This is a genomic window from Hymenobacter terricola (assembly GCF_017921975.2).
GTDB lineage: Bacteria > Bacteroidota > Bacteroidia > Cytophagales > Hymenobacteraceae > Hymenobacter > Hymenobacter terricola.
The window spans coordinates 184,231-207,684 of sequence record NZ_JAGEMO020000001.1; the positions used below are offsets into that span (position 1 = coordinate 184,231).

Annotated in this window: 24 protein-coding genes; 11 read left to right on the top strand and 13 right to left on the bottom strand. The window is 61.4% G+C overall.

Annotated features, from left to right (window positions below; genetic code table 11):
• Window positions 1-149: 149 nt before the first annotated feature.
• Together J4G38_RS00615 and J4G38_RS00620 are read left to right on the top strand one after the other, a co-directional pair.
• Window positions 150-620 carry a helix-turn-helix domain-containing protein gene (locus J4G38_RS00615; RefSeq protein WP_210514206.1) on the top strand — a complete coding sequence of 157 codons (471 nt, stop codon included), beginning with the start codon at window positions 150-152 and terminating at the stop codon, window positions 618-620.
• Window positions 578-1,315, top strand: coding sequence for an IS630 family transposase (locus J4G38_RS00620; protein ID WP_210514207.1), 738 nt, complete (start codon window positions 578-580; stop codon window positions 1,313-1,315). Before J4G38_RS00615 ends, J4G38_RS00620 begins: the two co-directional genes overlap by 43 nt.
• Here J4G38_RS00620 and J4G38_RS00625 read toward each other — a convergent pair.
• The 6 genes from J4G38_RS00625 to J4G38_RS00650 form a co-directional block, all read right to left on the bottom strand.
• Window positions 1,312-1,575: a hypothetical protein gene (locus J4G38_RS00625; protein ID WP_210514209.1), complete on the bottom strand. Its 264-nt coding sequence runs from the start codon at window positions 1,573-1,575 to the stop codon at window positions 1,312-1,314. The genes J4G38_RS00620 and J4G38_RS00625 overlap by 4 nt on opposite strands.
• Window positions 1,576-1,645: 70 nt before the next feature.
• Entirely contained in the window at window positions 1,646-1,864 is a 219-nt protein-coding gene (locus J4G38_RS00630; protein ID WP_210514211.1) for a hypothetical protein, read from the bottom strand.
• Between the two features lie 357 nt (window positions 1,865-2,221).
• The gene (locus J4G38_RS00635; RefSeq protein ID WP_210514213.1) at window positions 2,222-4,768 is read right to left on the bottom strand and encodes an autotransporter outer membrane beta-barrel domain-containing protein; all 2,547 of its coding nucleotides are present in this window, start codon (window positions 4,766-4,768) and stop codon (window positions 2,222-2,224) included.
• Window positions 4,769-5,363: 595 nt separating this feature from the next.
• Window positions 5,364-6,062, bottom strand: a complete 699-nt coding sequence (locus J4G38_RS00640) for a metallophosphoesterase family protein (RefSeq protein ID WP_210514215.1) — start codon at window positions 6,060-6,062, stop codon at window positions 5,364-5,366.
• Between the two features lie 141 nt (window positions 6,063-6,203).
• On the bottom strand, window positions 6,204-6,419 hold the full coding sequence (locus J4G38_RS00645; protein ID WP_210514217.1) for a hypothetical protein: 216 nt from the start codon (window positions 6,417-6,419) through the stop codon (window positions 6,204-6,206).
• A 51-nt stretch (window positions 6,420-6,470) separates the two neighbouring features.
• Window positions 6,471-6,974 carry a hypothetical protein gene (locus J4G38_RS00650; protein ID WP_210514219.1) on the bottom strand — a complete coding sequence of 168 codons (504 nt, stop codon included), beginning with the start codon at window positions 6,972-6,974 and terminating at the stop codon, window positions 6,471-6,473.
• A 133-nt stretch (window positions 6,975-7,107) separates the two neighbouring features.
• On the opposite strand from J4G38_RS00650, the gene J4G38_RS00655 reads away from it, so the two are divergent.
• Window positions 7,108-7,356, top strand: a complete 249-nt coding sequence (locus J4G38_RS00655; RefSeq protein ID WP_210514221.1) for a 4a-hydroxytetrahydrobiopterin dehydratase — start codon at window positions 7,108-7,110, stop codon at window positions 7,354-7,356.
• Window positions 7,357-7,374: 18 nt separating this feature from the next.
• On the opposite strand, the gene J4G38_RS00660 is transcribed toward J4G38_RS00655, so the two are convergent.
• On the bottom strand, window positions 7,375-7,542 hold the full coding sequence (locus tag J4G38_RS00660) for a hypothetical protein (protein ID WP_210514223.1): 168 nt from the start codon (window positions 7,540-7,542) through the stop codon (window positions 7,375-7,377).
• Between J4G38_RS00660 and J4G38_RS00665 the strand changes: the two genes are divergently transcribed.
• The 6 genes from J4G38_RS00665 to J4G38_RS00690 all read left to right on the top strand — a co-directional run bounded on the left by J4G38_RS00665 (window position 7,541) and on the right by J4G38_RS00690 (window position 12,126).
• Window positions 7,541-8,026, top strand: coding sequence for a TlpA family protein disulfide reductase (locus tag J4G38_RS00665; protein ID WP_210514225.1), 486 nt, complete (start codon window positions 7,541-7,543; stop codon window positions 8,024-8,026). The two genes, J4G38_RS00660 and J4G38_RS00665, sit on opposite strands and share 2 nt — an antisense overlap.
• 22 nt (window positions 8,027-8,048) lie before the next feature.
• The gene (gene rsmI, locus J4G38_RS00670) at window positions 8,049-8,816 is read left to right on the top strand and encodes a 16S rRNA (cytidine(1402)-2'-O)-methyltransferase (RefSeq protein ID WP_210514227.1); all 768 of its coding nucleotides are present in this window, start codon (window positions 8,049-8,051) and stop codon (window positions 8,814-8,816) included.
• Window positions 8,785-10,491 carry an apolipoprotein N-acyltransferase gene (gene lnt / locus J4G38_RS00675; protein WP_226163035.1) on the top strand — a complete coding sequence of 569 codons (1,707 nt, stop codon included), beginning with the start codon at window positions 8,785-8,787 and terminating at the stop codon, window positions 10,489-10,491. The genes rsmI and lnt overlap by 32 nt, the downstream gene beginning before the upstream one ends.
• A gap of 100 nt (window positions 10,492-10,591) precedes the next feature.
• Window positions 10,592-11,395 (top strand): inositol monophosphatase family protein, encoded by an 804-nt coding sequence (locus J4G38_RS00680; protein ID WP_210514229.1) that lies wholly within the window; start codon window positions 10,592-10,594, stop codon window positions 11,393-11,395.
• Between the two features lie 40 nt (window positions 11,396-11,435).
• On the top strand, window positions 11,436-11,648 hold the full coding sequence (locus J4G38_RS00685; RefSeq protein WP_210514231.1) for a hypothetical protein: 213 nt from the start codon (window positions 11,436-11,438) through the stop codon (window positions 11,646-11,648).
• Between the two features lie 136 nt (window positions 11,649-11,784).
• Window positions 11,785-12,126, top strand: a complete 342-nt coding sequence (locus tag J4G38_RS00690) for a hypothetical protein (protein ID WP_210514233.1) — start codon at window positions 11,785-11,787, stop codon at window positions 12,124-12,126.
• 96 nt (window positions 12,127-12,222) lie between these two features.
• Here the strand turns inward: J4G38_RS00690 and J4G38_RS00695 are convergent, their stop codons facing one another.
• The 3 genes from J4G38_RS00695 to radA all read right to left on the bottom strand — a co-directional run bounded on the left by J4G38_RS00695 (window position 12,223) and on the right by radA (window position 16,606).
• Window positions 12,223-13,242: an SPASM domain-containing protein gene (locus J4G38_RS00695; RefSeq protein ID WP_210514235.1), complete on the bottom strand. Its 1,020-nt coding sequence runs from the start codon at window positions 13,240-13,242 to the stop codon at window positions 12,223-12,225.
• 119 nt (window positions 13,243-13,361) lie between these two features.
• Window positions 13,362-14,975 carry a TlpA family protein disulfide reductase gene (locus J4G38_RS00700; protein ID WP_210514237.1) on the bottom strand — a complete coding sequence of 538 codons (1,614 nt, stop codon included), beginning with the start codon at window positions 14,973-14,975 and terminating at the stop codon, window positions 13,362-13,364.
• A gap of 233 nt (window positions 14,976-15,208) precedes the next feature.
• Entirely contained in the window at window positions 15,209-16,606 is a 1,398-nt protein-coding gene (radA, locus tag J4G38_RS00705; protein WP_210514239.1) for a DNA repair protein RadA, read from the bottom strand.
• A 389-nt stretch (window positions 16,607-16,995) separates the two neighbouring features.
• On the opposite strand from radA, the gene J4G38_RS00710 reads away from it, so the two are divergent.
• Together J4G38_RS00710 and J4G38_RS00715 are read left to right on the top strand one after the other, a co-directional pair.
• On the top strand, window positions 16,996-18,417 hold the full coding sequence (locus J4G38_RS00710; RefSeq protein WP_210514241.1) for a sensor histidine kinase: 1,422 nt from the start codon (window positions 16,996-16,998) through the stop codon (window positions 18,415-18,417).
• 68 nt (window positions 18,418-18,485) lie between these two features.
• Window positions 18,486-20,144: an FAD-dependent oxidoreductase gene (locus J4G38_RS00715; RefSeq protein ID WP_210514243.1), complete on the top strand. Its 1,659-nt coding sequence runs from the start codon at window positions 18,486-18,488 to the stop codon at window positions 20,142-20,144.
• A 106-nt stretch (window positions 20,145-20,250) separates the two neighbouring features.
• Here the strand turns inward: J4G38_RS00715 and rfbA are convergent, their stop codons facing one another.
• From rfbA to rfbB, 3 genes are all read right to left on the bottom strand, one after another.
• On the bottom strand, window positions 20,251-21,129 hold the full coding sequence (gene rfbA / locus J4G38_RS00720) for a glucose-1-phosphate thymidylyltransferase RfbA (RefSeq protein WP_210514245.1): 879 nt from the start codon (window positions 21,127-21,129) through the stop codon (window positions 20,251-20,253).
• Between the two features lie 123 nt (window positions 21,130-21,252).
• Window positions 21,253-22,260 (bottom strand): SDR family oxidoreductase, encoded by a 1,008-nt coding sequence (locus J4G38_RS00725; RefSeq protein ID WP_210514247.1) that lies wholly within the window; start codon window positions 22,258-22,260, stop codon window positions 21,253-21,255.
• Window positions 22,261-22,360: 100 nt separating this feature from the next.
• Window positions 22,361-23,413, bottom strand: coding sequence for a dTDP-glucose 4,6-dehydratase (gene rfbB / locus J4G38_RS00730; RefSeq protein ID WP_210514249.1), 1,053 nt, complete (start codon window positions 23,411-23,413; stop codon window positions 22,361-22,363).
• Window positions 23,414-23,454 lie beyond the last annotated feature (41 nt).

Below are 23,454 nucleotides of genomic sequence, written 5' to 3' on the forward strand. Positions count from 1 at the left end.
ATGAGTGGAGTCCGCGAGCACGAAGTTTCCAGGAGCTTGAATCTTATCCACGTTGATTGAAATCCCTTGTTGTATGCTTATCCCGCCAATACTAGTGCTTAGTCAGGGAAGTTGGTTAACAGAATAAAGGCGCTTGCGGTTATGCTGCTATGGCCCGACCAATCATCCCTTTCGCCTTACCGGCCGCCGACCAAGCCGCCCTTGAAGACTTCACCCGCACTGGCCGCCGCCAGGTGCGGGCCGTGCGCCGCGCCCAAGCCCTGTTGGCGCTAGCAACTGGTGTCGGCCAGCAGGCGGCCGGTCAGGCCGTTGGCCTGAGTCGGCAGACCGTAAGTCAGCTCCGCCGCCGCTACGAAACCGGGGGATGGGAAGTGGCCCTGCGTGAGGCGCCGCGTAGCGGCGGCCCGCGCCGGTTTGACGGCCCGCAGCGGGCGGCGTTGACGGCGCTGGCCTGCACCCCGGCCCCGGTGGGCCACGGCCGCTGGACCCTGCGCCTGCTGGCCGACAAAGCCGTGGAACTGGCCCTGGTGGACACGATTTCGCACGAAACGGTGAGCCAGGTGCTCGAAAAAACGAGTTGCGGCCCCACCGCCAGCAGCACGGGTGCCTGGGGGCGGTGAACGCGGCCTTCGTGGCCCGGATGGAAGACGTGCTGGCGGTCTACGAGCGGCCGCACGACCCGCGCTTTCCCGTCGTCTGCTTCGATGAGCGCCCCTGCGTGCTCCACGGCCAGCCGGTCGAGCCGCTGCTGCCCGTGCCCGCCCAGCCCGCGGCGGGTGAGCAGCCCGCCAAGGCCGGGCGGCCCCGGCGGGAAAGCAGCACCTACGTGCGCCAGGGCACGGCCTGTTTGCTGGCCGCCTTCGAGCCGGGCACCGGCCAGCGCCTGGTCGAGGTCTCGGCCCGCCGCACCGGCGCCGACTACTGCCGCTTTATGCAGCAACTGGCCGCCCACTACCCGCAGGCCGAGAAAATCGTCTTGGTGCAGGATAACCTCAACACCCACACCGACGCCGTGTTCTACCAGCACTTGCCCGCGGCGCAGGCCCGGGCCCTGTCCGCCCGCTTTGAGGTCCATTACACGCCCAAAAATGCCTCCTGGCTCAACATGGTCGAACTTGAACTCTCGGCCATCGCCCGTCAGTGCCTGCACCAGCGCATTCCCACCCAAGAGGAACTCACCGCCCACGTCGCCGCTTGCGTGGCCGAGCGTAATGCGGCACGGGCCACCGTAAAATGGCAATTCACCCTGGAAAAAGCGCGCGTCAAACTCGACCGCCACTACCAAAAAATTAGGACAACCAACTTCCCTGACTAAGCACTAGCAGTTCTACTAGCCGATACTGTCAGTTGTTGATTGAAGTATTGAGTTGTAAATAGCGGCCCACCAAATGGGCTCCCGGCCGGGGTCCAGGCCTGGCCGTTGACGAGGCAACCGAAGGTGTGCTGGCCGGTCTGGGTTTCGGGCGGCAGTTGGTCGAGCGGGCTGGCCGGCGGGTCGGGGGCGGGGTCTTTCTTGTTGCAGCCGCCCTGCGTGAGCAGGGCCAGGAGGGCCAGAAAGAACAAAAGCTTATTCATGAGCGGAAGGGAAAAGGAGTGCTGGAAAACAAAGGAATAGGCTTCGCCTGATTGGCGGCGGTGAAGCCGGTTATGCCGGTGGAGGGGGGTGGTCGATGAATTGCAGGCCATCCACTTCGAGGATGCCCGATGGAATGCGGCTTTTGTCCACGGATTGAAAACCAGTGTTGAAAACGCCGGCGCGGCCGACAAGGTAGCGCTCGGGCTTAGGCGCAGCCGCTGTAGTAGCGCCCTGCATAGTGGGGCCCAGGCATTGGGCCTCGCTGCTAAAAGCAGTTGAGTGGTTCATGGCTGAGGATGGGTAGAATCCGGGATGCCGCAGTGCTCAGTAGTGGAGGACCAGCCCGCAGCAAACGTAGGAGGTTTTCCAGTAGAACGTAAATAAATAAATCTCACAATCAGACTTTTCAACCGGCTCATTACTTGCGGCTACTGGCGAATTATTCGCAATTAAACCGGCGTTACGGCTCATTGGGCTGCATCAGAAAGGGACTTTACGCCACGGGCCGCCGAGCAATTTGTTAACGCGCGACTCGGGCCGCTGCCGCAACGCTCCGGCCGCGCTTTACCCCAGCAAAAAGCCCCAACCACTTGCGTGGCTGGGGCCTTTTACCAGGCAAAAGCGGCGCGGGGCGCGGCCCTAGCCTCAGTCTTTCACCACGCGCTGGCGCAGCACCTGCCCGTCCACGGTGGCGGTGAGGAAGTAGCTGCCGGCGGCGCAGGCGGGCTGCACGCGCAGCAGGGCCGCGCCGGGGGCCACTTCCTGGTGCCACACTTCGCGGCCCAGGGCGTCGAGCAGGCGCAGGGTGGCGGTGGCGGCGGTGGGATGCGTGAGGGCCACGGTCAGGTCCTGGCCAAACTGAGTGGGATAGGCGGCCAGGGCCGCCGGCTGCGCGTCAAAGTCCAGCTTCTGGGGGCCGAAATAGTGGGCCTCGCCGCTGTAGTCGTCCTGGCGGAGGCGGTAGTAGCGGGCGCCGGTTTTGCCCTCGGCGGCATCCACGAAGCGGTAGCTGCGGGGGGCCGTGCTGCTGCCGCTGCCCTCGGGGGCCACAAAGCCGATTTGGTGAAACACCTGGCCATCGAGCGATACTTCGATGCCGAAGCCGCGGTTGTTCTGCTCCGTGGCCGTGGCCCAGGTGAGCAGGGCGTTGCGGCCCTGGCGCTCGGCCTGGAAGGCGGTGAGGCCCACCGGCAGCGGGTTGGTGAGGTCGCCCAGGGTCCAGCGCGAGAAGCCGCTCACACCGTCCAGGTAGGCATAGCCGGTGCCGGCGCTGGTCACGCCTTTGTTCTGCCAGTTCACGCCACTATCCACCGATTTGAAGAAGCGCAGGTTGGCGGGCGTGATGCCGTTCAGCTCATGCGGCAGGTATTGGATGGTGAGGCCCAGGTCCAGGCCCGCGCTCACGGTGGCGCTGATGTCGAAGTAGCGCAAAATGCCCTGGTGGCCGGCCACGCCCACCGGCGCCGTGCCCGTCACTCGGGTGACGAGCGTGCTGCCGGGCAGCACCGAGGCCGCCACCGGCTGCATGGAGAGGCCCATGCCGCCGAAGGCTTCCGGCACGCCCACGGCGGGGGTGCGGCGCGCTTCCACGCGGCCCAGCACGTAGCTGGCATCGGTTTCGACGAGGTTGGCCAACGGGTCGAGCTTGATGCGGAAGTTGCTGGTGGTGGCCAGCACGCCGTTGAGCATCTGCACGCCGTTGAAAATCTCGGCGTCGTCGGTGAGGGTTTTGGTGCCGGTGCCGTTCACTTCCAGGTTGAAGTAAAGGCCGCCGCTCACCAACTGCGGGCCGGTGCCGGTCAGCTTCACCTTGCCCGTCGAGCAGTTGAAAAGGCCGGTATTCAGCATGTCGCCCTTGATTTCGATGTCGCCCGCCGTTTGGGCAAAGATGCCCGTGCTGGCGTTCGTGAAGTTGCCATTGATGAGAATATTGCCGCCCGTGTGGTTGAGGATGCCCGCGTTGGTGAGGTCGCCCAGCACCACGGTCAGGCCATCTTCCACCACCATCAGCTGGCCGTTGCTCACCGAGAAAGCGCTCAGGATGGTCGTGGCCTGGCTCACGAGGCTGTTCACGCCGCTGGTGCCGGTGTTGGTCACGTTGCTCACCGTGTTGCCGGTGAGTTCGGCGCGGCCCGCGTCTACGCCCAGGGCGGTGAGGGCGGCGGCGCTCACGCCGGTCAGGCTCACCTGGCTCACGGTGTTGTTGGTCACTTCGTTGGTGAGGGAAGTGCTGTTGCCGCAGTTCATCACAATGCCGTAAAAATCCTGGGTGCCCGCGTTCACCCACACGCCCCCGGTGGCATTGGCCGCCCGGCCGCCGATGAAGTTATTACTCACCATGGCGTCGTTGGAACCGCTGCCAGGGTGAAAGTCGATGGCCGTTTGGGCCGTGGTGGGCACGGCAATGGCGTTGTAGTAGAAGCTGTTGCCGCTGATGGCCCACTGGTCACCGTTGCCGGCGCCCACCAGCACCCCGGTCCGCCCGAAGTTGTAGAGCTGGCTGCCGGTCAATGAGAAGTTGTCGTTGCTGCCCCCGCCCGTATTAACGGCATACACCAGGTTGGCGGGCAGCTGCAGGGCATCGGCATTGCCTACGAAGCTGAAGGCGATGCCGTTGTAGTCGTTGCCATTCGTCACGCCATTGCCTATTACGATTACCCCGCTGGTCAGCACGGTGTTTGAGCCCAGCACCACGGCCTCGCTCACTTGGTTGTAGGCCGCATCGCCGGTGAAGGCCACGGCCGGCACCGTCAGGCTAGGCTGCCGCAGCGTGAGGGCACGCGCCAGGGTGCCGTTGTTGCCGCTCAGGGTGGCGTAGGCGCTGCCGGCGCCAAAGGTGAGCGTGCCCGTAATCACGGTGCTCACGCCGGCGGCCGGGCGCAGCGTGAGGGTATTCAGGGCCGAACCGGTCTTGTTCAGCAGGATGTTCTCGGCATAAGTGGCGTCCAGCAACTGCAGCTCATACGGCTGGGTGAGCGACGAGGGGACCGCAGCCAGCGCCGCGCCAATCGTGGGATAGTCTGCCCCAGCAGCCGTGCCCACTTTGATGATAACCGTGGCCTGCACCCGGCTGCCCATCAACAGGAGCACCGCCAGCAGCAGGCCCACCAGCTGCCAGCGCCGCCGCACCCACCACGGGAACGCGGGCAAAGAGCCAAAAGAATACAGGGGAGTGTGTAGGGCGTGTTTCATATACTAGGTATATAGGATGGGAAAATTGGTTAGAGAAATGACGCATCAGCAGGATTTCATCCTTGGGGAATTGTGAGGAAATAATAAAATCCAGCCCGGCCAGGCACATATCAAATAAGGGCAAGCAATAGCAATAGCGGTCAACACTGTATAATCATGTTTTTGCCTATTGGCCCGGACTGGATTTCTTTTGTAGTACCATAATAAGCCACAGCAACAAATAGCATTTATCAAACTTATCGACTTACGCAGCTACCTGCAATAGCCCAATCAATTCTCAGCCGCCATAGTACCATTTTGCCTTGTTATTATTGCCTGCATCCTGTTGATTTCGAATAATATTTCTATTATTTTTTTATTTTGACCGTTTTTTATTCATTTTTATCAAATCCAGCCTACCCGCCATTCTGGTACAAATACAACTCGAAACAATGTTAATAATTTTGTAATTATTTCATAAAACTACGACTAAGAAATATAAATACCTCACGCGAAAATCTATATTTTCATCATTGGCGTATATCTATAATGCAAAAACTGCCTTTGCTAAAGCTAGCAAAGGCAGTTTTTCATAAAACAAACAACTTACAGAAGCTCAACGCTTACCGATTGCATAAGCCGGCTCGCAATTTGCGGCCAGGGTCAGTTCCCAGGTGTCGAGGTTGAGGGCGGCGAGGTGGGCTAGCTCGGGATTGTGGCGGTACACGCAGCCCGTGTCCAGGCCCAGCGCGCCGGGATGGGTGGTGGCTTTGGCGCGCACCTGGGCCGTGGGCGTGGGCACGTGGCCGTGCAGCAGGCGCCGCCCGCCAAGCCGGGAGGGGTCGTACACGAACTTCTTGGTGTTGAGCATGGCGGAGTAGTCCTGCCGCATCTCGGCGGGCGGCAGGGCAAAATTGTAGCCGGCATGAACAAGCACAAAATCGGGCAATTCGATTTCGTAGGGCAACGCCGCCAGCCAGTCGAGGTAGCGCGGCGGAACGTCAGACAGCCGCGCCACGCCGAAGCTGCGCAGGGTGGGCAGCCGGCCGCGCGGCCCCAGCCAGTCCCAGCGCCAGCGGTGGCGGGCTGCGTCGAGCAAGGCTTGGTCGTGGTTGCCGCGCAGGCACTGCACCTGGTAGCCGCTGGCTTGCAGCTGCATGAGGTAGTCGAGCACGCCGCGGCTGTCGGGGCCCTTGTTCACGTAGTCGCCGAGCAAGTACAGCTCGTCGCGGGGGGTGAGGCGCAGCTTCTCTTCCACCAAGTGGCGGAAAGTGTGCAGGCAGCCGTGCAGGTCGGTGGTGGCGTAGCGGCTCACAGAGAACAGAGTAAGTAACCGGCAAAAAAGAACGTCATGCGGAGCGGAGCCGAAGCATTTCTACCGCAAGAGTAAGTAGTTACTTTCACGGCAGAGCTGTTTCGGCTCCGCTCCGCATGACGTTTGCTCGGGCACAGGCGCCTAGTGGCCGCCGCCGTAAGCCGGCTTGTCGAGGTCAGCTTTGTCGTGGCCGCGGTTGGGGTGGCGCTGGCCGGCGTCGAGCGCGTCCTGTTCTAGCTGGTCTTCGGTTTGCTCATCGGTTTCGCCCACGGGCAGCGCGTCGGCCTTGGGCTTGCCTTCGAGGTTGCGCTTATCGGCGTGGTCGCCGGTTTTCTGGGCATTGTGGTGCGTTGACATAGCGAAATGGATTACAGGTGAAACGGAAAGAAAACACCGCCCCCGCCGGGCCTACTGGTCAATGGCGGTGTCGGTGGCGTCGGGGTCGGTGAGCTCGGCGTTGGTATCGGTACCGGTGATGGGCTTAATGGGGCGGGGCTCCATCTGGCCCATGCCCACGCGGGAGTTGGGGTTCAGCATTTCGTCAACGCCGGGGCGCATGTCGTGCACGTCGAGCTCATCGACGGGCCGGCCGCTGGGGACTATCGAATCGGTGTATTCATCAGCGGGCGGCAGGTCCTGGTTGGCGCGGTCGGGGCGGCCTTCGTCGTTGGAGCGCATGTTGTCGTGCGGCGGGCGCATGTTGTCGGCGGTTTCGTTCACGCCCACGGCCGTTTCGCCGCCCGACGTGTCGGAGCCAAAGCCTTCTTTGCCGTCGCGGTTGCCGAAGCCGCCGCGGGCTGCGTCGTTCTTGGGCGGGTCGGCATTGGGGATGTGGTGGCCAGCCTCCATCTCTTCGTTGCTGGTGTCGTCGTTGATGACGCGAATGGGGCGGTTGTTGGGGTCAATGGCCATTGGTACGGGTGATGAGGTAAAAGGCAATGAGGCGGGAAGTGCCTGGGAAAAGGTGTACTTTGGATTCATCGTTTGGGTTTTACTCAACCACTACCGCTACCTCCAGCCAGCCATACTAAATATAGCAAAAAATATGTGGATTGAAACCGAGAATAGCCTCCACCATAGCTTCCGCTTTGTCGATTTCAAAACCGCCTTTGCTTTCCTCACCGAAGTAGCGGCTGAAGCCGAGCGGCTCGACCATCACCCCTGGCTCAGCAACGAGTACAACGTGGTGGAATTTCGCCTGCGCACCCACGACGCGGGTAATACTGTAACCAAGCGCGACCACCGGCTGGCAGCGGCTATTGATGCGGTAGCGGCGCGGTACGTCACGCAATAGCCCCAGGTTTTCTTCTCCTTACCGTGGCCCAATCTCATTTTCATGAGCAAAACCAGTAGCTTTTTTCTCGGCCTTGCAGCCGGGTTTCTCACCATTCTCCTCGTGATAGCGGCCCTTTTTGTCTTTGGCACTGAGCATCATTGATGCGGGGCACTTTCTTTTCAAACCGCTACCGGACGGCTTCATGAACAAAAAATACTTTTGGCGAGGCTACCTGCTAGGCCTCCTTCTTACGCTGGGCATCGGCAGCGGCGCCGTGTACTTTATGTTCATGCGTCAGCCGGATATCCGCCTTTCGGAAATGGGGCTGGTGGAATTGGATGGCACCCCGGTGGTAGCTGCCCAACTGGCCAATAAGCCGGTGGTGGTCAACTACTGGGCTACCTGGTGCGTGCCGTGCATAGAAGAGTTTCCGGTGTTTGAGCAGGCGCAGAAGAAGGCGGGCGCGGGCGTGGTTTTCCTGATGGTATCGGATGAGCCCCCGACCAAAATCCAGGCATTTCTTAAAAAGCATCCGTATGGCTTCCGGTTTCTGCGGGTGCGGCAGCCGCTGCCCGGCGTGAATGTGCGGCCCGTTACCTACGGCTACGACCACAGCAGCGCCCTCATCACCAAACACTCCGGCAGCATCACCGCGCAGGCACTGCAGGCGCTCATCAATTCGCTGTAGCGCCGCGGGCTACCTTTGCCTCATGCCCAACACGGTCCTTTACCTCGTGCCCACGCCCATCGGCAATCTGGAAGATATTACGCTGCGGGCCATCCGCATTCTGGGCGAGGTGGGCACCGTGCTCTGCGAGGATACCCGCACCAGCGGCCGCCTCATGCAGCACCTGGGCCTGAAAAAGCCGCTCCTCTCCTACCACCTGCACAACGAGCACCAGCAAGTGCCGCGCCTGCTGGAACGCCTTGCCACAGGCGAAATCATGGCCCTGATTTCGGACGCCGGCACGCCGGGAATCTCCGACCCCGGGTTTCTGTTGGTGCGCGAGTGCCTGGCGCGGGGCCTGGGCGTGGAGTGCCTGCCAGGCGCCACGGCCTTCGTACCGGCTTTGCTGAAATCGGGCTTTGGGGCCGAGCGGTTCACGTTCGAAGGCTTTTTGCCGGTCAAGAAGGGCCGGCAGACCCGCCTGCAACAGCTGGCCACGGAAACCCGGACCATGATTTTCTACGAGTCGCCGCACCGCATTGTGAAAACCCTGGGCCAGCTGGCCGAAGTGCTGGGACCGTCGCGCCCGGCCTCCGTGAGCCGCGAGCTCACCAAATTATTTGAAGAAACCGTGAACGGCACGCTGGCCAGCCTGGAAGCTGACTTCGCCGCCCGCCCTACCATTAAAGGAGAAATTGTCGTTGTCGTCGAAGGAAACCTCACCCCGCCTCCCCGCGAGCCCCGCCCCGGCCGCGAACCCCGCTACTCCCACGCCAACGATGCCGATGACGGCCTCGACGGCGACGACTAGCCCGCTCCGGCAACCGCTGGTGCTGGCCGTGCTGGGCGCGCTGCTGCTCTCGGGCGGCTGGGCGCCGTGGCCCACGGCGTGGCTGGCGCCGCTGCTGTTCATCGGCTGGGTGCCCTATCTGGTGCTGGAGCGGCAGCTCACGCTGGAAGGTGCCCGCAAGCGCCGGGTTTTCGCCAGCACCTACCTGTTCCTGGTGCTCTGGAACGCCCTCACTACCTGGTGGGTAAGCTACGCCGACCTGGCCGCTGGCATTGCCGCCGTGGTGCTGAACGCGCTGCTCATGTGCCTGCCGCTCATGGCCTTCCGCCAGACGAAGAAGCGGCTGGGCAACCGCATCGGCTACCTGTCCCTGCCCATTTACTGGATTGCCTTCGAGCAGCTGCACCTGCACTGGGACCTGACCTGGCCCTGGCTCACGCTGGGCAACGGCTTCGCGGCCGCCCCGCAGTGGGTGCAGTGGTACGAGTACACGGGCTTTTTGGGCGGCAGCGTGTGGGTATGGGTGGTGAATCTGTTGTTTTTCAGCTGGCTGGTGTCTAATGAGTCAAAAGTTAAAAATATAGCGTTAAAACGCAATGTGCTGCCCCAACCGGCGGGCATTGGCCTTTTACCTTTTAACTCAAAACTTTTACCTCCTTTCCTGGCCATCCTACTGCCCATTGGCCTATCCTACCTCATCGGAGCTACCTACCACGAAAAAGGCCCCACGGCCGAAGTGGTAGTGGTGCAGCCCAACTTCGACCCCTACGTGGAGAAGTTTGAGGGCGGCCCCAAATTCATTCCCGCCGATGAGCAGATAACCCGGATGCTCAGCCTTTCCGAGCAGCACCTCACGCCCCAAACGCGCCTCGTGCTCTGGCCCGAAACGGCCATGGAAGAAGCCATCTGGGAAAATACCCTCGAAAGCAACCCCAAAATCCGCCGCATCCGCGCGTGGCTGGCGCAGCACCCCGGCGTGGCCCTGCTCACGGGCATCACCACCATCAACTCCTACCCGAGCAAGGAGGCGGCCAGCGGCACCGCCCGCTACCGCGACGACGTGGGCTACTACGACATCTACAACGCGGCCGGGTATTTCGCCAGCGCCAGTGCGCCGCTGGCCATCTACCACAAATCGCGGCTGGTGCCGGGGGTTGAGAAAATCCCGCCCATCCTCAGCAGCGTGCTCAAAAACATTGACCTGGGCGGCTTCGTAGGCTCCTACGGTAGCCAGGCCGAGCGCACCGTGTTTGCGGCCCCGGCCAATGCGCCGGCTCTGCGCATAGCCCCGGTCATCTGTTACGAGTCCATCTACGGCGATTTCATTGCCGAATATCCCCGCAACGGCGGCACGCTGCTGGGCCTGGTCACCAACGATGCCTGGTGGCACGACTCGCCCGGCTACCGCCAGCTGCTGAGCTACGGCCAGCTGCGCTGCATCGAAACGCGCCGCGACCTGGCCCGCTCCGCTAACACCGGCTTCACCGGCTTCATCAACCAAAAGGGCGAAATCACCCAACGCGAACCGGCCTGGATTCCCACTGCCAGCCGCGCCAGCGTGCACCTGAACGACGAAGTGACCTTTTATGTGCGCTTCGGCGAGCTGATTGGGCGCGGCGCGCAGCTTCTGGCGGTGCTGCTGTTGCTGGTGGCCATTGTGCGGGGCTGGCAGCGCAAGAGTTCAACGGCCTTGTAGGAACGCGCCATGGCGCGTTCGGCGCAACAACGGCTGCCCCTTAAGTATCAAATACCATACGATTGAACGCGCCATGGCGCGTTCCTACAACCTTTACTCCATGACCCCCGATTTCACTCAACTCTCCCACGACCTTGCCGCCCTGTGCCGCACCACGGCGCAGTTCATCCGCCAGGAAGCAGCCACCTTCGACCGCGGCAAAATTGAGCACAAAGGCCTGCACGACCTGGTGAGTTACGTGGACCAGGAAACCGAGCGCCGCCTGGTGGCCGGCCTGCGCCAGCTCCTGCCCGCGGCCGGTTTCATTACCGAAGAAGGCACCGCCGGCCCCGACACCCAAACCCAGGAATTTACCTGGATAATCGACCCGCTCGACGGCACCACCAATTTCGTGCACGGCCTGCCGGTGTACTCCATCAGTGTGGCGCTGCTGCAAGGCCAGGAGCTGGCCGTGGGCGTGGTGCACGAAGTGGGCCGCGACGAGAGCTTCCGGGCCGTGCGTGGCGGCGGCGCGTTTTGCAACGACCAGCCCATCCACGTCACCGACATCACGGCGCTCAACGACTCGCTCATTGCCACCGGCTTTCCCTATAAGGACTTCGGCAAGATGGACCAGTTCCTGCAAATCCTTGGCGCGTTCTTCAGCCGCAGCCACGGCGTGCGGCGCCTGGGCTCGGCCGCGGTGGACCTGGCCTACGTGGCCGCCGGCCGCTGCGAAGCTTTCTTCGAGTTCAACCTGAACTCCTACGATGTGGCCGCCGGCATCCTGCTGGTGCGCGAGGCGGGCGGGCACGTCACGCAGTTTCTGGTAGATGGCGACCCGCTGTTTGGCCGCGAGGTGGTGGCCAGCAACGGCCTGCTGCACACCGAAATCCAGCAAACCATTGGCGAGTTCTGGCAGTAGCCGCCGCAAACTATTTTCTTGCTAAAGCAGTTTACCCGTTATGCTCCTGCTTGCAATCACCTCCGTCGAAATCCAATACTTCCTGATTGGCGCGCTGTTCGTGGCAGCGGCTTTTTACGTGGGCCGCATCTTTTACCGCGCCTTTTTCAGCAAGACGGCGGCCGGCTGCGCTAAAGGCTGCGGCGGGGCCTGCGGCCAGCTCGACGTTGATGCTTTACAGCGCACCATTGAGGCCCGCGCCAACGCCCGGTAGCCCGGCAGCAAACGGCTCCATTCTTTTCTGTGGCTTGGCATAACCCGCCCCCGCCTTGGTTGCGTATAGCCAGGACGGAGGCGGTTTTTTAATTACCTTCCCGCTTCGCGCTTCATCCCCTAAACACCCCACCGCCATGCAGGACAAAGAAGAAGAACGGTCGCTTGTCAACGTTGAAAACAAACTGACCAAGGACGGCTTCACCCAGGATTTCAACGTCGTGGATGGTCGCCTGCATACCATCGGTAGCGACTCGAACAAAAGCTACACTCCGGACGAGGTTACCATCGTGGATTTCTACCGTTTCGAAGGCGAAAGCAACCCCGACGACATGTCCGTCCTCTACGCCATTCAAGCCAACGACGGCGTGAAAGGCACCATTGCCAATGCCTACGGCACCTACGCCGACGCCGACACCGACGACTTCCTCAAGCAGGTCGAAGACCTGGGCAAGAACCTGACGAAGAAGGATAAGTGATTCATTTAGCAATTACCATTTAACAGCCATTCAACGTGCCCCAGTAGGACCGTTCGAACAGGTGTTAAATGGTAATTGCTAAATGTTAAATAAAAATCAGCCCCACACTTTGGTGCCTTCCGAGCAGTTGCGGCACATCTCAATCTGGTCGCGCCCTTTGAGGAGGCTGCCGCGGAATTGCTGGTACCTGGGGCCGCGCCAGAGCTGGCGGAAGGTTTCGGTTTTGAGGTCGCCCTGGCGGTATTCGGCGTCTTTATCGAAGCAGCAGGGCACCACCAGGCCGTCCCAGGTGATGACGCAGGAGTGCCACATTTTCCAGCAGTGGTCGACCAGCTTGTTTTTCAGGCTCCAGGTGCCGTTGCCGTTGTTCGCGTAGCGCGAGTAGTAGTCGATGGTCGGGATGAGCGGTGAACCCTGCGCGTGGTCGTAAATCTGGGCCGTTTTAAACCATACGTCGTCCACGCCCAAGGCTTCGGCCAGCTGTCTGGCGTCGTCAATCTGGTGCTCGTTGGGCCGCACCACCAGAAACTGGAAGATAATGCGCGGCGTGCTCGACTTCAGCTCTTTGCGCCATTTCACCACATTGCGGGTTCCCTCCAGCACTTTATCGAGCTTGCCGCCCACGCGGTATTGCTGGTACACTTCCTGCGTGGTGCCGTCGAGGGAGATGATGAGGCGGTCCAGGCCGCTTTCCACAGTTTTGCGGGCGTTCTGGTCGGTCAGGTAGTGGGCATTGGTGCTGGTGGCGGTGTAGATTCCTTTATCGGCCGCGTACTTCACCAATTCCAGAAACTGCGGGTGCAGGTACGGCTCGCCCTGAAAGTAAAAAATCAGGTACCACAGCCGGCTGGCCACTTCATCGATGGTGCGCTTAAACAAATCGGCCGGCAGCATTCCCGTGGGCCGCGTGAACGAGCGCAGTCCGCTGGGGCACTCCGGGCAGCGCAGGTTGCAGCTGGTGGTGGGCTCGAAGCTCAGGGCCATGGGCAGGCCCCGCAGCCGGGCCTTGCCCGTGATTTTGCTCAGAATGTAGGAGCCGATGATTTGCGTCGCGTTCCAGACCCGTAACGGGGTGGCTTTCGACAAAACATTGAGGCTATCGGTGAGCACGGACATAAAAGCGGGATAAAGCAGTAGCGCGAACTTAGCAGTCTGCGTCCACGCGCCAGTCTTGCTGGATGGCGGGGACGCGAACTACAAAGTTCGCGCTACTTCGGTTACGTCGCGATGGACGCTTATTTCTTGGTGGCCGGAAAGTCGATGGCGCTGGTATAGGTACTGGCCTTGCCGAACGACTGGTTGATTTCATCCACGGCAGCGTGGCTGCTCAGACGCTTGGGCTTGGTGTTGAGGAAGGTACCGTCTTCGCCAATCAGGATATACGTGGGCACTTCCTGCAAAGCGTACTCCTTGGCCACGGCCGAGCGGAGGCCCCCGCCGGGAATCCGAACCTGCACACCGGGCAGTTTTTTTATGGTCACCAGCTGGCGCCAGGCCTGCTCGTTCTCGTCGAGGGCAATGTTGATGAACGTAATGTTCTTGCCTTCAAACTTGCGCATCAGCTCCTGAGCGTAGGCCAAGTCACGCAGGCACAGGCCGTTGGTGCTTTTCCAGAAGTTGATGTACACCAGCTTGCCCACAAAATCGTGCAGGTGCACGGTGTCGCCCGTGGCGGATGGCAGCTTGAAATCAGGAGCTGGTGCGCCGATGGCAAATTCCTTATGCAGATTAAAGTCAGCCTGCAATGTGGGGTAATACTGGTCCTTGGGGTCGTAGTTGCGGAAATCAGCCAGCATGGCCGCCGACTGCTTCACGTGCCCAAAGCGGAAGGATTCCTGCAGGATGCGCCCCAGGATGATGGCGCGCGTGGGGCCGGTGAGCTTCTTGCTGGCCAGGGCGTAGGAGGCCGGGTAGAAGTCGGGGTCGGAGCGCTGGTGGTGGTCCTGGGCCACGGTGAAGTGCACGTAGTTGAGCAGGAATTCGTGGTACAGTTCGCTCTGGGCCGCGTTGGGCTCGTTGAGCAGGCCGGGCTCGCGCAGGAAATTGTAGTAGTCGGGCGCCATTTTCAGGCGGCCTTCGGTGTTTACCACTTGCTCGCGCAGGTCCTGGAAGGTGAGTTTGTCGTTGGCGTAGGCGTACACCACCTCGGCGTGGGCGTAGTTGTAGAATTCCTGCGTGAAGGACTGCTTAGCCGCGTGGTCTTCCAGAAACTCAAACTCGTGCTTGCGGCGGTACTCCAAAAAGGACAGAAAGGGGGCTTCGTAGAGCTGGATGTTGTCGGGCAAAACCTGGAAGCCGTCGTTCTCCACAAACTGGGCGTCGGCTTCGCTCAGGTAGTTGTTGGCGTTGGCAGCCTGCTGGCGGTGGCGCTGAGCGTCGGACAGATTCGCCCCGTTGCGCAGCTTGGTGGCCAGGCCCGTGGGCATGTCGTTGGCCTTGAACTTGAGCGTGCCCGACAGGTCGGAACCCTTAAAGCGCACATCCAGGTCGGTGCCGGGGTCAAGGAACAGCGGCGCTACATCGTCACCGTACACTAAGTCGGCCTTGGTCGGGCCATTCACGGGCACCACCAGTTTAAATTCGCCTTTATCGCTTAGGGGCACGCGCAGCAACTTCTCCTTCGGGTCGAGCGGGTTTTCGCGTAGCGAGACGGCTACCGAATCGGTAGTGGCCCCGCTCACCCGGCCGATGAGAATGGCCGTGCCCGCCGCCGCGGCACCAGGCGCGGCTGCTTTGCTGGCTGCTCCCACCACAGTGGTTGTCCTGCCCTGGCCGTGGCCCAGTAGCGGCACCAGCAGCAATGCCGCGCCCAGCATCCGGCGTGCGCAAGTAGTGAAAGATGGTATCATACGAACGAAAAGACTAGCAGACGACCGCCAACATACAGAACAGACAAATGGTAGAACCTGTTGACTTCGTCTACGAATTCACGGGAAAACCCTATCGGCACTCCGAAGATAAGGCTTTTTGGTTTATAAAATCCAAATCAGCAGCGCAGCTTTTTTGGAGATTTCGTTCGGGTGCGCTCCGTATTAGCGGTCCCTCCTGGCGGCCACGAACTGATTATCAGCACGCTTGTCAATCAGCCGAATAAGCCGTACAATACTTCGTCGAGGCGGCTCACGGCATGCACTTTCAAACCAAACCTCGCTAAGTCCAATCCCTTGCCATTGAATTGGGAAACGTACATCTCCTGGAAACCCAATTTCTCGGCTTCGGCCAGGCGCTGGTCGAGGCGCGATACGGCCCGGATTTCACCGCTCAGTCCCACCTCGGCGGCCAGGCACACGTGGCCGGGAATGGGCAGGTCATTCAGGGAAGAAACCACGGCGGCGCACACGGCCATGTCCAGCGCCGGGTCGTCGAGGCGCAGGCCGCCGGCAATGTTCAGAAACACGTCGTGCTGGCCCAGGCGCAGGCCAGCTCGTTTTTCCAGCACGGCCAGCAGCATTTGCAGGCGCTTCGAGTCGAAGCCGGTGCTGCTGCGCTGCGGCGTGCCGTAGGTGGCGGGCGTCACGAGGGCCTGCACTTCCACTAGCAGCGGCCGGTTGCCTTCCAGCGTGGCTCCGATGGCCATGCCGCTCAGGCTTTCGCCGCGCTGCGAAAGCAGGATTTCGGACGGGTTGCTCACCTGGCGCAGGCCGTCGCCCTGCATCTCGTAAATCCCTAGTTCCGAAGTGCTGCCGAAGCGGTTTTTGGTGGTGCGCAGGATGCGGTAGCTCATGTGCCGGTCGCCCTCAAACTGGAGCACGGTGTCCACCATGTGCTCCAGGATTTTGGGGCCGGCAATGCTGCCGTCCTTCGTGATGTGGCCGATGAGCAACACCGGGGTGCTGGTTTCCTTGGCAAATTTCAGGAACTCGGCGGTGCATTCGCGCACCTGGCTCACGCTGCCCGCGCCGCTTTCCACCAGCGTGGAATGCATGGTCTGAATGGAGTCGATGACGAGGATATTGGGCTGCACCTGGTCAATCTGGCGGAAGATGTTCTGGGTGTTGGTTTCAGTGAGGATGTAGCAGCCCGGGTGCTGGCCGTCGGCCATGCGCTCGGCGCGCATTTTTATCTGGGCCTCGCTTTCTTCACCGCTCACGTAGAGCACCTTCATCTTGCGCAGGCTGAGGGCAATCTGGAGCATGAGCGTGCTCTTGCCGATGCCCGGCTCGCCGCCAATGAGTACGATGGAGCCGGGCACGAGGCCGCCGCCAAGCACGCGGTTCAGCTCGCCGTCGGGGGTGATGATGCGGGGCTCATCCTCGGCCAAGATGTCGCCGAGCGGCACCGACTTGGCCATTTTGGTGAGGCTGCCGCCGGGCACGGTGCTGGCGGGCTTCCACTGGCCCGTGGTGGTGGCCACGGTTTCCTTCTGGACGACTTCTTCGACGTAGGTGTTCCACTCGCCACACACGGGGCAGCGGCCTATCCATTTGGCCGACTGCGCGCCGCAGCTCTGGCAGAAAAATACGGTTCTTGCTTTGGCCATGAAAATACGGGGTCCGGCACGTAACTGGCCGGTTTGGAATAAGGCTTTTAAGGCCTAAAAAGTGCCTGCAAACCTGGTTTAAACAAGAAATGAGTCTTTCACTACCGGCCACTAGTGCCGGGCCAGCTCACGGCTTGGCCCCAGCCATGCGCTGATGCTCCCGCAGCTGAAGGGCCGGGCTGGTGGCCGGGCAGAAGCGGCCTATGATTGCGGGCTGCACCATGGCCCGCCATTGCGGCCAGGCACTGGCTTTTTGTAACGGTTTTGCAATCAAAGCCAAATCAACAGTTAATGAATACTCAACAGACCTTAAATTTATACCAGGCCGCGCCGCGCAAGTTAGCGTGAGACGCCGCCAACAAACGCATCTGCGTATAAGTTGTAATTCTATGACTTCCTCACCTGCCCTCGCCGCCACCGATTTAGCCACCATTACGGCGTTCGCCGACTTGCCCGAAGCCACCCTGAGCTGGCTCCTGGACCACGGCGAATTCCGCACGTTCGCCGACGGCGAAAGCATCATCGAGCCCGGCGCGCCGGCCGAATTCATGATGGCGATACTGCGCGGCGGCATGCAGTTCTACTTAGTGAAGGGGGCGCAGCGGGACCCCAGTTTCCGGGCTGAAGCGGGCCAGGTGACCGGCGTGCTGCCCTACTCCCGCCTGCGGGTGATTACGGGCCAGGGCGTGGCCACCGGCGAAACCCGGCTGTTTTTGCTGCACCGCGACCAGTTTCCGGCCCTGGAGCAAGCCAGCCCCGAGCTCACCCAACGCCTCGTGGCCGTGATGAACGACCGCAGCCGCGACCAGGTGCGCGGCCAGGAGCGCGACGACAAGCTGCGCGCCCTGGGCAAGCTCTCGGCCGGCCTGGCGCACGAGCTCAACAACCCCGCGGCGGCCATTGCCCGCGCCGCCCAGGCCCTGGCCGTGCGGGCCGCATCCAAGCCCCAGCTGCTGCGCGAATTGATTGAGCAGTGCCCTGACCCGACGGCCCTTTTTGCATTCGCGGCGATGGCCGTGCCCGTGGCCGCCACCGCCGCCGCGCCCGCGCCACCGCTGTCGGCCTGGCAACGGTCGGAGCGCGAAGACGAGCTGGCCGACTGGCTGACCGACCAGGGCGTGGCCGACGCTTACCGCCTGGCCCCTGGCCTCCTCGAAACGGGCCTGACCGAAAAAACCTTGGCCGCCGCCGCCGAAGTGCTGCCAGCGGCGGCCCGCCCCGCGGCGTTTGCCTGGCTGGAATGCCAGCAAAGCACCCTCCAGCTCATCCATGATGTGCAGGAGGCTGGCAGCCGCATCAGCAAGCTGGTGGCCGACGTGAAAACGTATTCCCACATGGACCGCGACGGGGGCGCCGAGCTGCTCGACATCACGGCCGGCCTCGACAGTACGCTGAACATGCTGAGCTTCCAGCTGCGCCAGAAAAACGTGCGGCTCACCCGCGACTATGCCCCCGACCTGCCCCAGATTCGCGGCCAGGTCAGCAGCCTTAACCAAGTGTGGACCAACCTGATTGACAATGCCGTAGATGCCCTGCCCACCCAGGGCGGCGAGCTGACGCTGCGCACCCGCCGCGAAGGCGATTTCGTGCGCGTCTTTCTGATTGATAACGGCAGCGGCATCCCCGCGGAGGTGCTGCCGCACATCTTTGAGCCGTTTTATACGACCAAGCAAGCCGGCTCCGGCTCGGGCCTGGGGCTCGACATTGCCCAGCGCATCATCCGGCAGCACGATGGGCGACTGGAAGCCCATTCGGCACCGGGCCACACCGAATTCTGCATCTGGCTACCCGTTGCCAAGCCGCTGGCCTGAGTTATATTGAACATCAGGCTGCGCCTGTTGCAGCACGCTCCTTTTTTCTCTGCATTCCTTTTTCCCCCATGGCCGCAAAAAAACCCATCATTCTCGCCGTTGACGACGACCCGCAAGTGCTGGCCGCCATCGCCCGCGACCTGCGTCAGGAGTTCAGCGCCGAATACCGCATCCTGCGCGTCAACTCTGGTCCCGAGGCCCTTATCACTATTCAGGAGCTAAAAGCCAAGGAGGAGCCGCTGGCTCTGATTCTGGCCGACCAGCGGATGCCCGACCTCGAAGGCGTGGAGCTGCTCACGGCTTCCCGCGAGCTATACCCTGACACCAAGCGCGTGCTGCTCACGGCCTACGCCGACACCGAAGCCGCCGTGCGGGCCATCAATTCGGCCCGGCTCGACCACTACCTGATGAAGCCCTGGGACCCGCCCGAGCAGCTGCTCTACCCCACGCTGCACGACCTGCTCACGGCCTGGCAGGTCACGCACAAGCCCAAGTATGACGGCGTGCGGCTGATTGGCTTTCAATGGTCGCCGCTTTCGCACGAGCTGAAGGATTTTCTGAGCGGCTACATGGTCGGCTACCAGTGGCTCGACTACGAAACCAATGCCGAAGCCAAGGAATTGGTGGCCGCCAAAGGCCACGATTCCACTGATTTGCCCGTCATTATTTTCCAGGACGGCACGAGCCTGGGCAAGCCCACGCCGGCGGCCGTGGCCAGCCAGCTGGGCATCACCCAGGCCGCCTCGCAGGATATGTACGACGTGGTGGTAGTCGGCGCGGGGCCTTCGGGGCTGGCCGCCGCCGTGTATGGGGCCAGCGAAGGCCTCAAAACCCTCATCATCGAGCGCCAGACGCCCGGCGGACAGGCCGGCACCAGCTCCCGCATCGAAAACTACCTGGGCTTCCCCACCGGCCTGAGCGGCGCTGAGCTGGCCTACCGTGCCTGGACCCAGGCCGTGCGCCTCGGCGCCGAGTTTCTGGCCCCGCAGGAAGTGACCAAACTGTGCGTGCAGGACGGGTATAAAGTCCTCACCCTCACCGACGGAAGCGAAGTAAGCACCAAAGCCGTGGTCCTGACCACGGGCGTGAGCTACCGCACCCTCGACGTGCCCGGCATGGAGCGCCTCAGCGGCGCGGGCGTGTACTACGGCGCGGCCCGCACCGAGGCCCGCAACTGCGACGAGCAGGACGTGTACATCGTGGGCGGCGGCAACTCGGCCGGGCAGGCCGCCATGTACCTGGCCACCTACGCCCGCAAGGTGTTCATCGTCATTCGCGGAGCCAATCTGGCGGCCAGCATGTCGGCTTACCTCATCGAGCAAATCCGGAACACGCCCAATATTGAGCTGCTACCCTTTGCCCAGATAAAAGAAGTGTGCGGCCAGGACCACCTCGAAGCAGTAATGGTCGACCTCAACGGCACGGTGGAAAAACGGCCCGCCCGCGCGCTGTTCGTGTTCATCGGGGCCAAGCCCAGCACCGAATGGGTTTGCGACCAGGTGCTCTGCGATGCCAAAGGCTTCATGCTCACCGGCCGCGACCTGATAACCGACCCGCGCTACACCGCCTCCTGGACGAAGCAACGCGAACCGTTCCTACTCGAAACCTGCGTGCCGGGCATCTTCGCGGCCGGCGATAGCCGGGCCGGCGCCATGGCCCGCGTGGCCTCGGCTGTGGGCGAGGGCAGCATGGCCATCAAGTTCGTGCACCAGTACCTGGACGAGTAGACGCTGCGCTGAATGAAGAATGAGGAGTGCAGAACGAAAAATCGGGCATAATCCCAAATTCATCATTCTTCACTCCTCATTCCTCATTCCTCATTCAGCGCAGCGTCTACTCGCCCATTATCAACTGCTCGGGCAGGTGCATAAGGTAGTCGCCGTAGCCGCTTTTGCGCAGCGGGGCGGCAATGGCGCGGAGCTGGTCGGCGTCGATGAAGCCCTGACGGTAAGCAGCTTCCTCAATCGAACCCACTTTCAGGCCCTGGCGCTGCTCAATTACTTTCACGAACTCACCGGCTTGCATCAGGCTTTCGAAAGTACCGGTATCGAGCCAGGCGGTGCCACGGCCCAGAATGCCGACTTTCAGCGTACCGCGCCGCAGGTATTCCCGGTTCACATCCGTGATTTCGTATTCGCCGCGCGGGCTTATCTCCAGGTTTTTGGCAATTTCCACCACATCGTTGTCGTAGAAATACAGGCCGGGCACGGCGTAGTTGCTCTTGGGCTTAGCCGGTTTTTCCTCAATGCTGAGGGCCTTTTTATCAGCGTCGAATTCGACCACGCCGTAGCGCTCGGGGTCGTGCACGTGGTAGGCGAACACCACGCCGCCCGTGGGGTCGTTGTTGGCTTTCAGCAGCTCCTCCAGGCCGGCGCCGTAAAAGATGTTATCGCCCAGCACCAGCGCTACCTTGTCGGTGCCAATAAAATCCGCACCCAGCACGAAGGCCTGTGCCAGTCCATTGGGCACCTCCTGCACCACGTACTGAAAGTCGCAGCCCAGGCTTTTGCCATCGCCGAGCAGCTTCTTGAACTGCTCCTGGTCATGAGGGGTGGTGATAATCAACACTTCCCGAATACCCGCCGACAGCAGAATCGATAGCGGATAATAAATCATCGGCTTGTCGTACACGGGCATCAGCTGCTTCGATACGGCCAGGGTGAGCGGGTGCAAACGAGTGCCGGAGCCGCCAGCGAGGATAATTCCTTTCATGAAATTTGGAGTATTAGAACGTCATGCAGAGCGCAGCGAAGCATCTCGCGTGCAGCAGTAAACCAATCGATTGAGTTAGTACCCCGAGCGAGATGCTTCGCTGCGCTCTGCATGACGTTCTAGCTAATTTCTTTCCTGAATAAACGCCTGATTGGCCTTGAACCACTCCAGCGTCTGGCGCAGGCCCTCGCGGATGCGCACCTGCGGCTGGTAGCCCAGCAGGCGGTTGGCCTTGGAAATATCAGCCAGCGAATCGCGAATGTCCCCGGCCCGGTCAGGGCCGAATTTCGGGGCCAGGTCCGAGCCCGCTTCCTCGCGCAGGATGTCGTACATCTGCACCAGCGAAGTGCGGTCGCCCACGGCGATGTTGTACACCTGGCCCAGGGCCTCGGGGTTCGTCACCAGCGCGGCGCGGATGTTGGCTTCCACGCAGTTTTCCACGAAGGTAAAGTCGCGGGTCTGGCCGCCGTCGCCGTTGAGCGTGGGCGGCGTGTTTTGCAGAATGGCGTCGATAAAGAGCGGAATTACGGCCGCGTAGGCCCCACCGGGGTCCTGGCGGGGGCCGAAGATGTTGAAGTAGCGCAGGCCGACGATTTCCATGCCGTAGGTGCGGGCAAACACGTCGGCGTACAGTTCGTTGGCGTATTTGGTCACGGCGTAGGGCGAGAGCGGCTTGCCGATGCGGTCTTCCACTTTGGGCAGGCCGGGGTGGTCACCATAAGTCGACGAAGAGGCGGCGTACACGAAGCGCTTCACGCCGGCGTCCTTGGCGGCCGTCAGCATCTGCACAAAGCCGCCCACGTTCACGTCATTGGTCAGCACCGGGTCTTTGATGGAGCGGGGAACCGAGCCGAGGGCGGCCTCGTGCAGCACCACGTCCACGTCTTCACAGGCAGCGGCGCAAACGGCTGCGTCGCGGATGTCGCCCTCCATGATTTCCAGCCGGTCATCGCCCGCAAAGAGCGCCAGGTTTTTGCGGAAGCCGTTGGAATAGTTATCCAGCGTCCGCACTTTTTTGACGCCGTATTTCAGCAAATACTCCACGATGTTGGAGCCAATGAAGCCCGCGCCGCCGGTAACGAGAAAAGTCAGATTGTCGAGCGGCTGCTCGTGGAAAGGGGTTTCGTACACTTTTTTTGAATTATGAGTTTTGAATTATGAATTATGAGTTGTCAAAATCATCAGCCGTTTTTGGGTGGCCAATTCATAACTCATAATTTATAATTCATAATTAAGCGCCGTACTGACGGGTGTTGTAGTCCTGATAGGCGCCGCTCGTTACGCTGTTCAGCCACTCTTCGTTGGCGAGGTACCAGTCCACGGTTTGGGCGAGGCCCTGCTCGAAGGTTACGGAAGGCTTCCAGCCCAGCTCGTTCATGATTTTCGAGGAGTCGATGGCGTAGCGCATGTCGTGGCCGGCGCGGTCGGTCACGAACTTGATGAGCTTGCGCGAAGTGCCCTGCGCCTGGCCGGTTTTCTCGTCCACTACGTCGCAGAGCAGCTCGATGAGCTTCAGGTTCTGCCACTCGTTCACGCCGCCGATGTTGTAGGTATCGCCGTTTTTGCCCTTGTGAAACACTGCGTCGATGGCCGTGGCGTGGTCTTTCACGAACAGCCAGTCGCGCACGTTTTCGCCCTTGCCGTACACGGGCACCGGCTGGCCGGTGCGCAGGCGGTGAATGGCCAGCGGAATCAGCTTTTCGGGGAAGTGGTTCGGGCCGTAGTTGTTCGAGCAGTTGCTCAGCTTGATGGGCAGGCCGTAGGTGTGGTGCCAGGCGCGCACAAAGTGGTCGGAGCTGGCCTTCGAGGCCGAGTAGGGTGAGCGCGGGTCGTAAGCCGTTTCCTCCGTGAACATCTCGGGGCCGAAATCCAGGGAGCCGTACACCTCGTCGGTGCTGACGTGGTAGAACACGTGGCCGTCGTAGCCGCCGGGCTGCCACAGGTGGCGGGCCGCGTTCAACAAATTCACCGTGCCGATGACGTTGGTTTTCACGAAAGCCATCGGGTCGGTGATGCTGCGGTCCACATGCGACTCGGCCGCGAGGTGAATCACCGCGTCGGGCTCTTCGTTGGCAAACAGCTGGTCGATAAAGCTTTGGTCAGCAATATCGCCCTTGATAAACTTATAGTTCGCGGCATTTTCAATATCGCGCAGGTTCTCCAGGTTGCCGGCGTAAGTCAGCGCATCGAGGTTGAGAATCTGGTAGTCGGGGTATTTCGTGACGAAGAGCCGAACTACGTGGGAGCCGATGAAGCCGGCGCCGCCGGTGATGAGGATTTTCATGGGTTTTTATCGTTTGTCATGCCGAGCGCAGCCGAGGCATC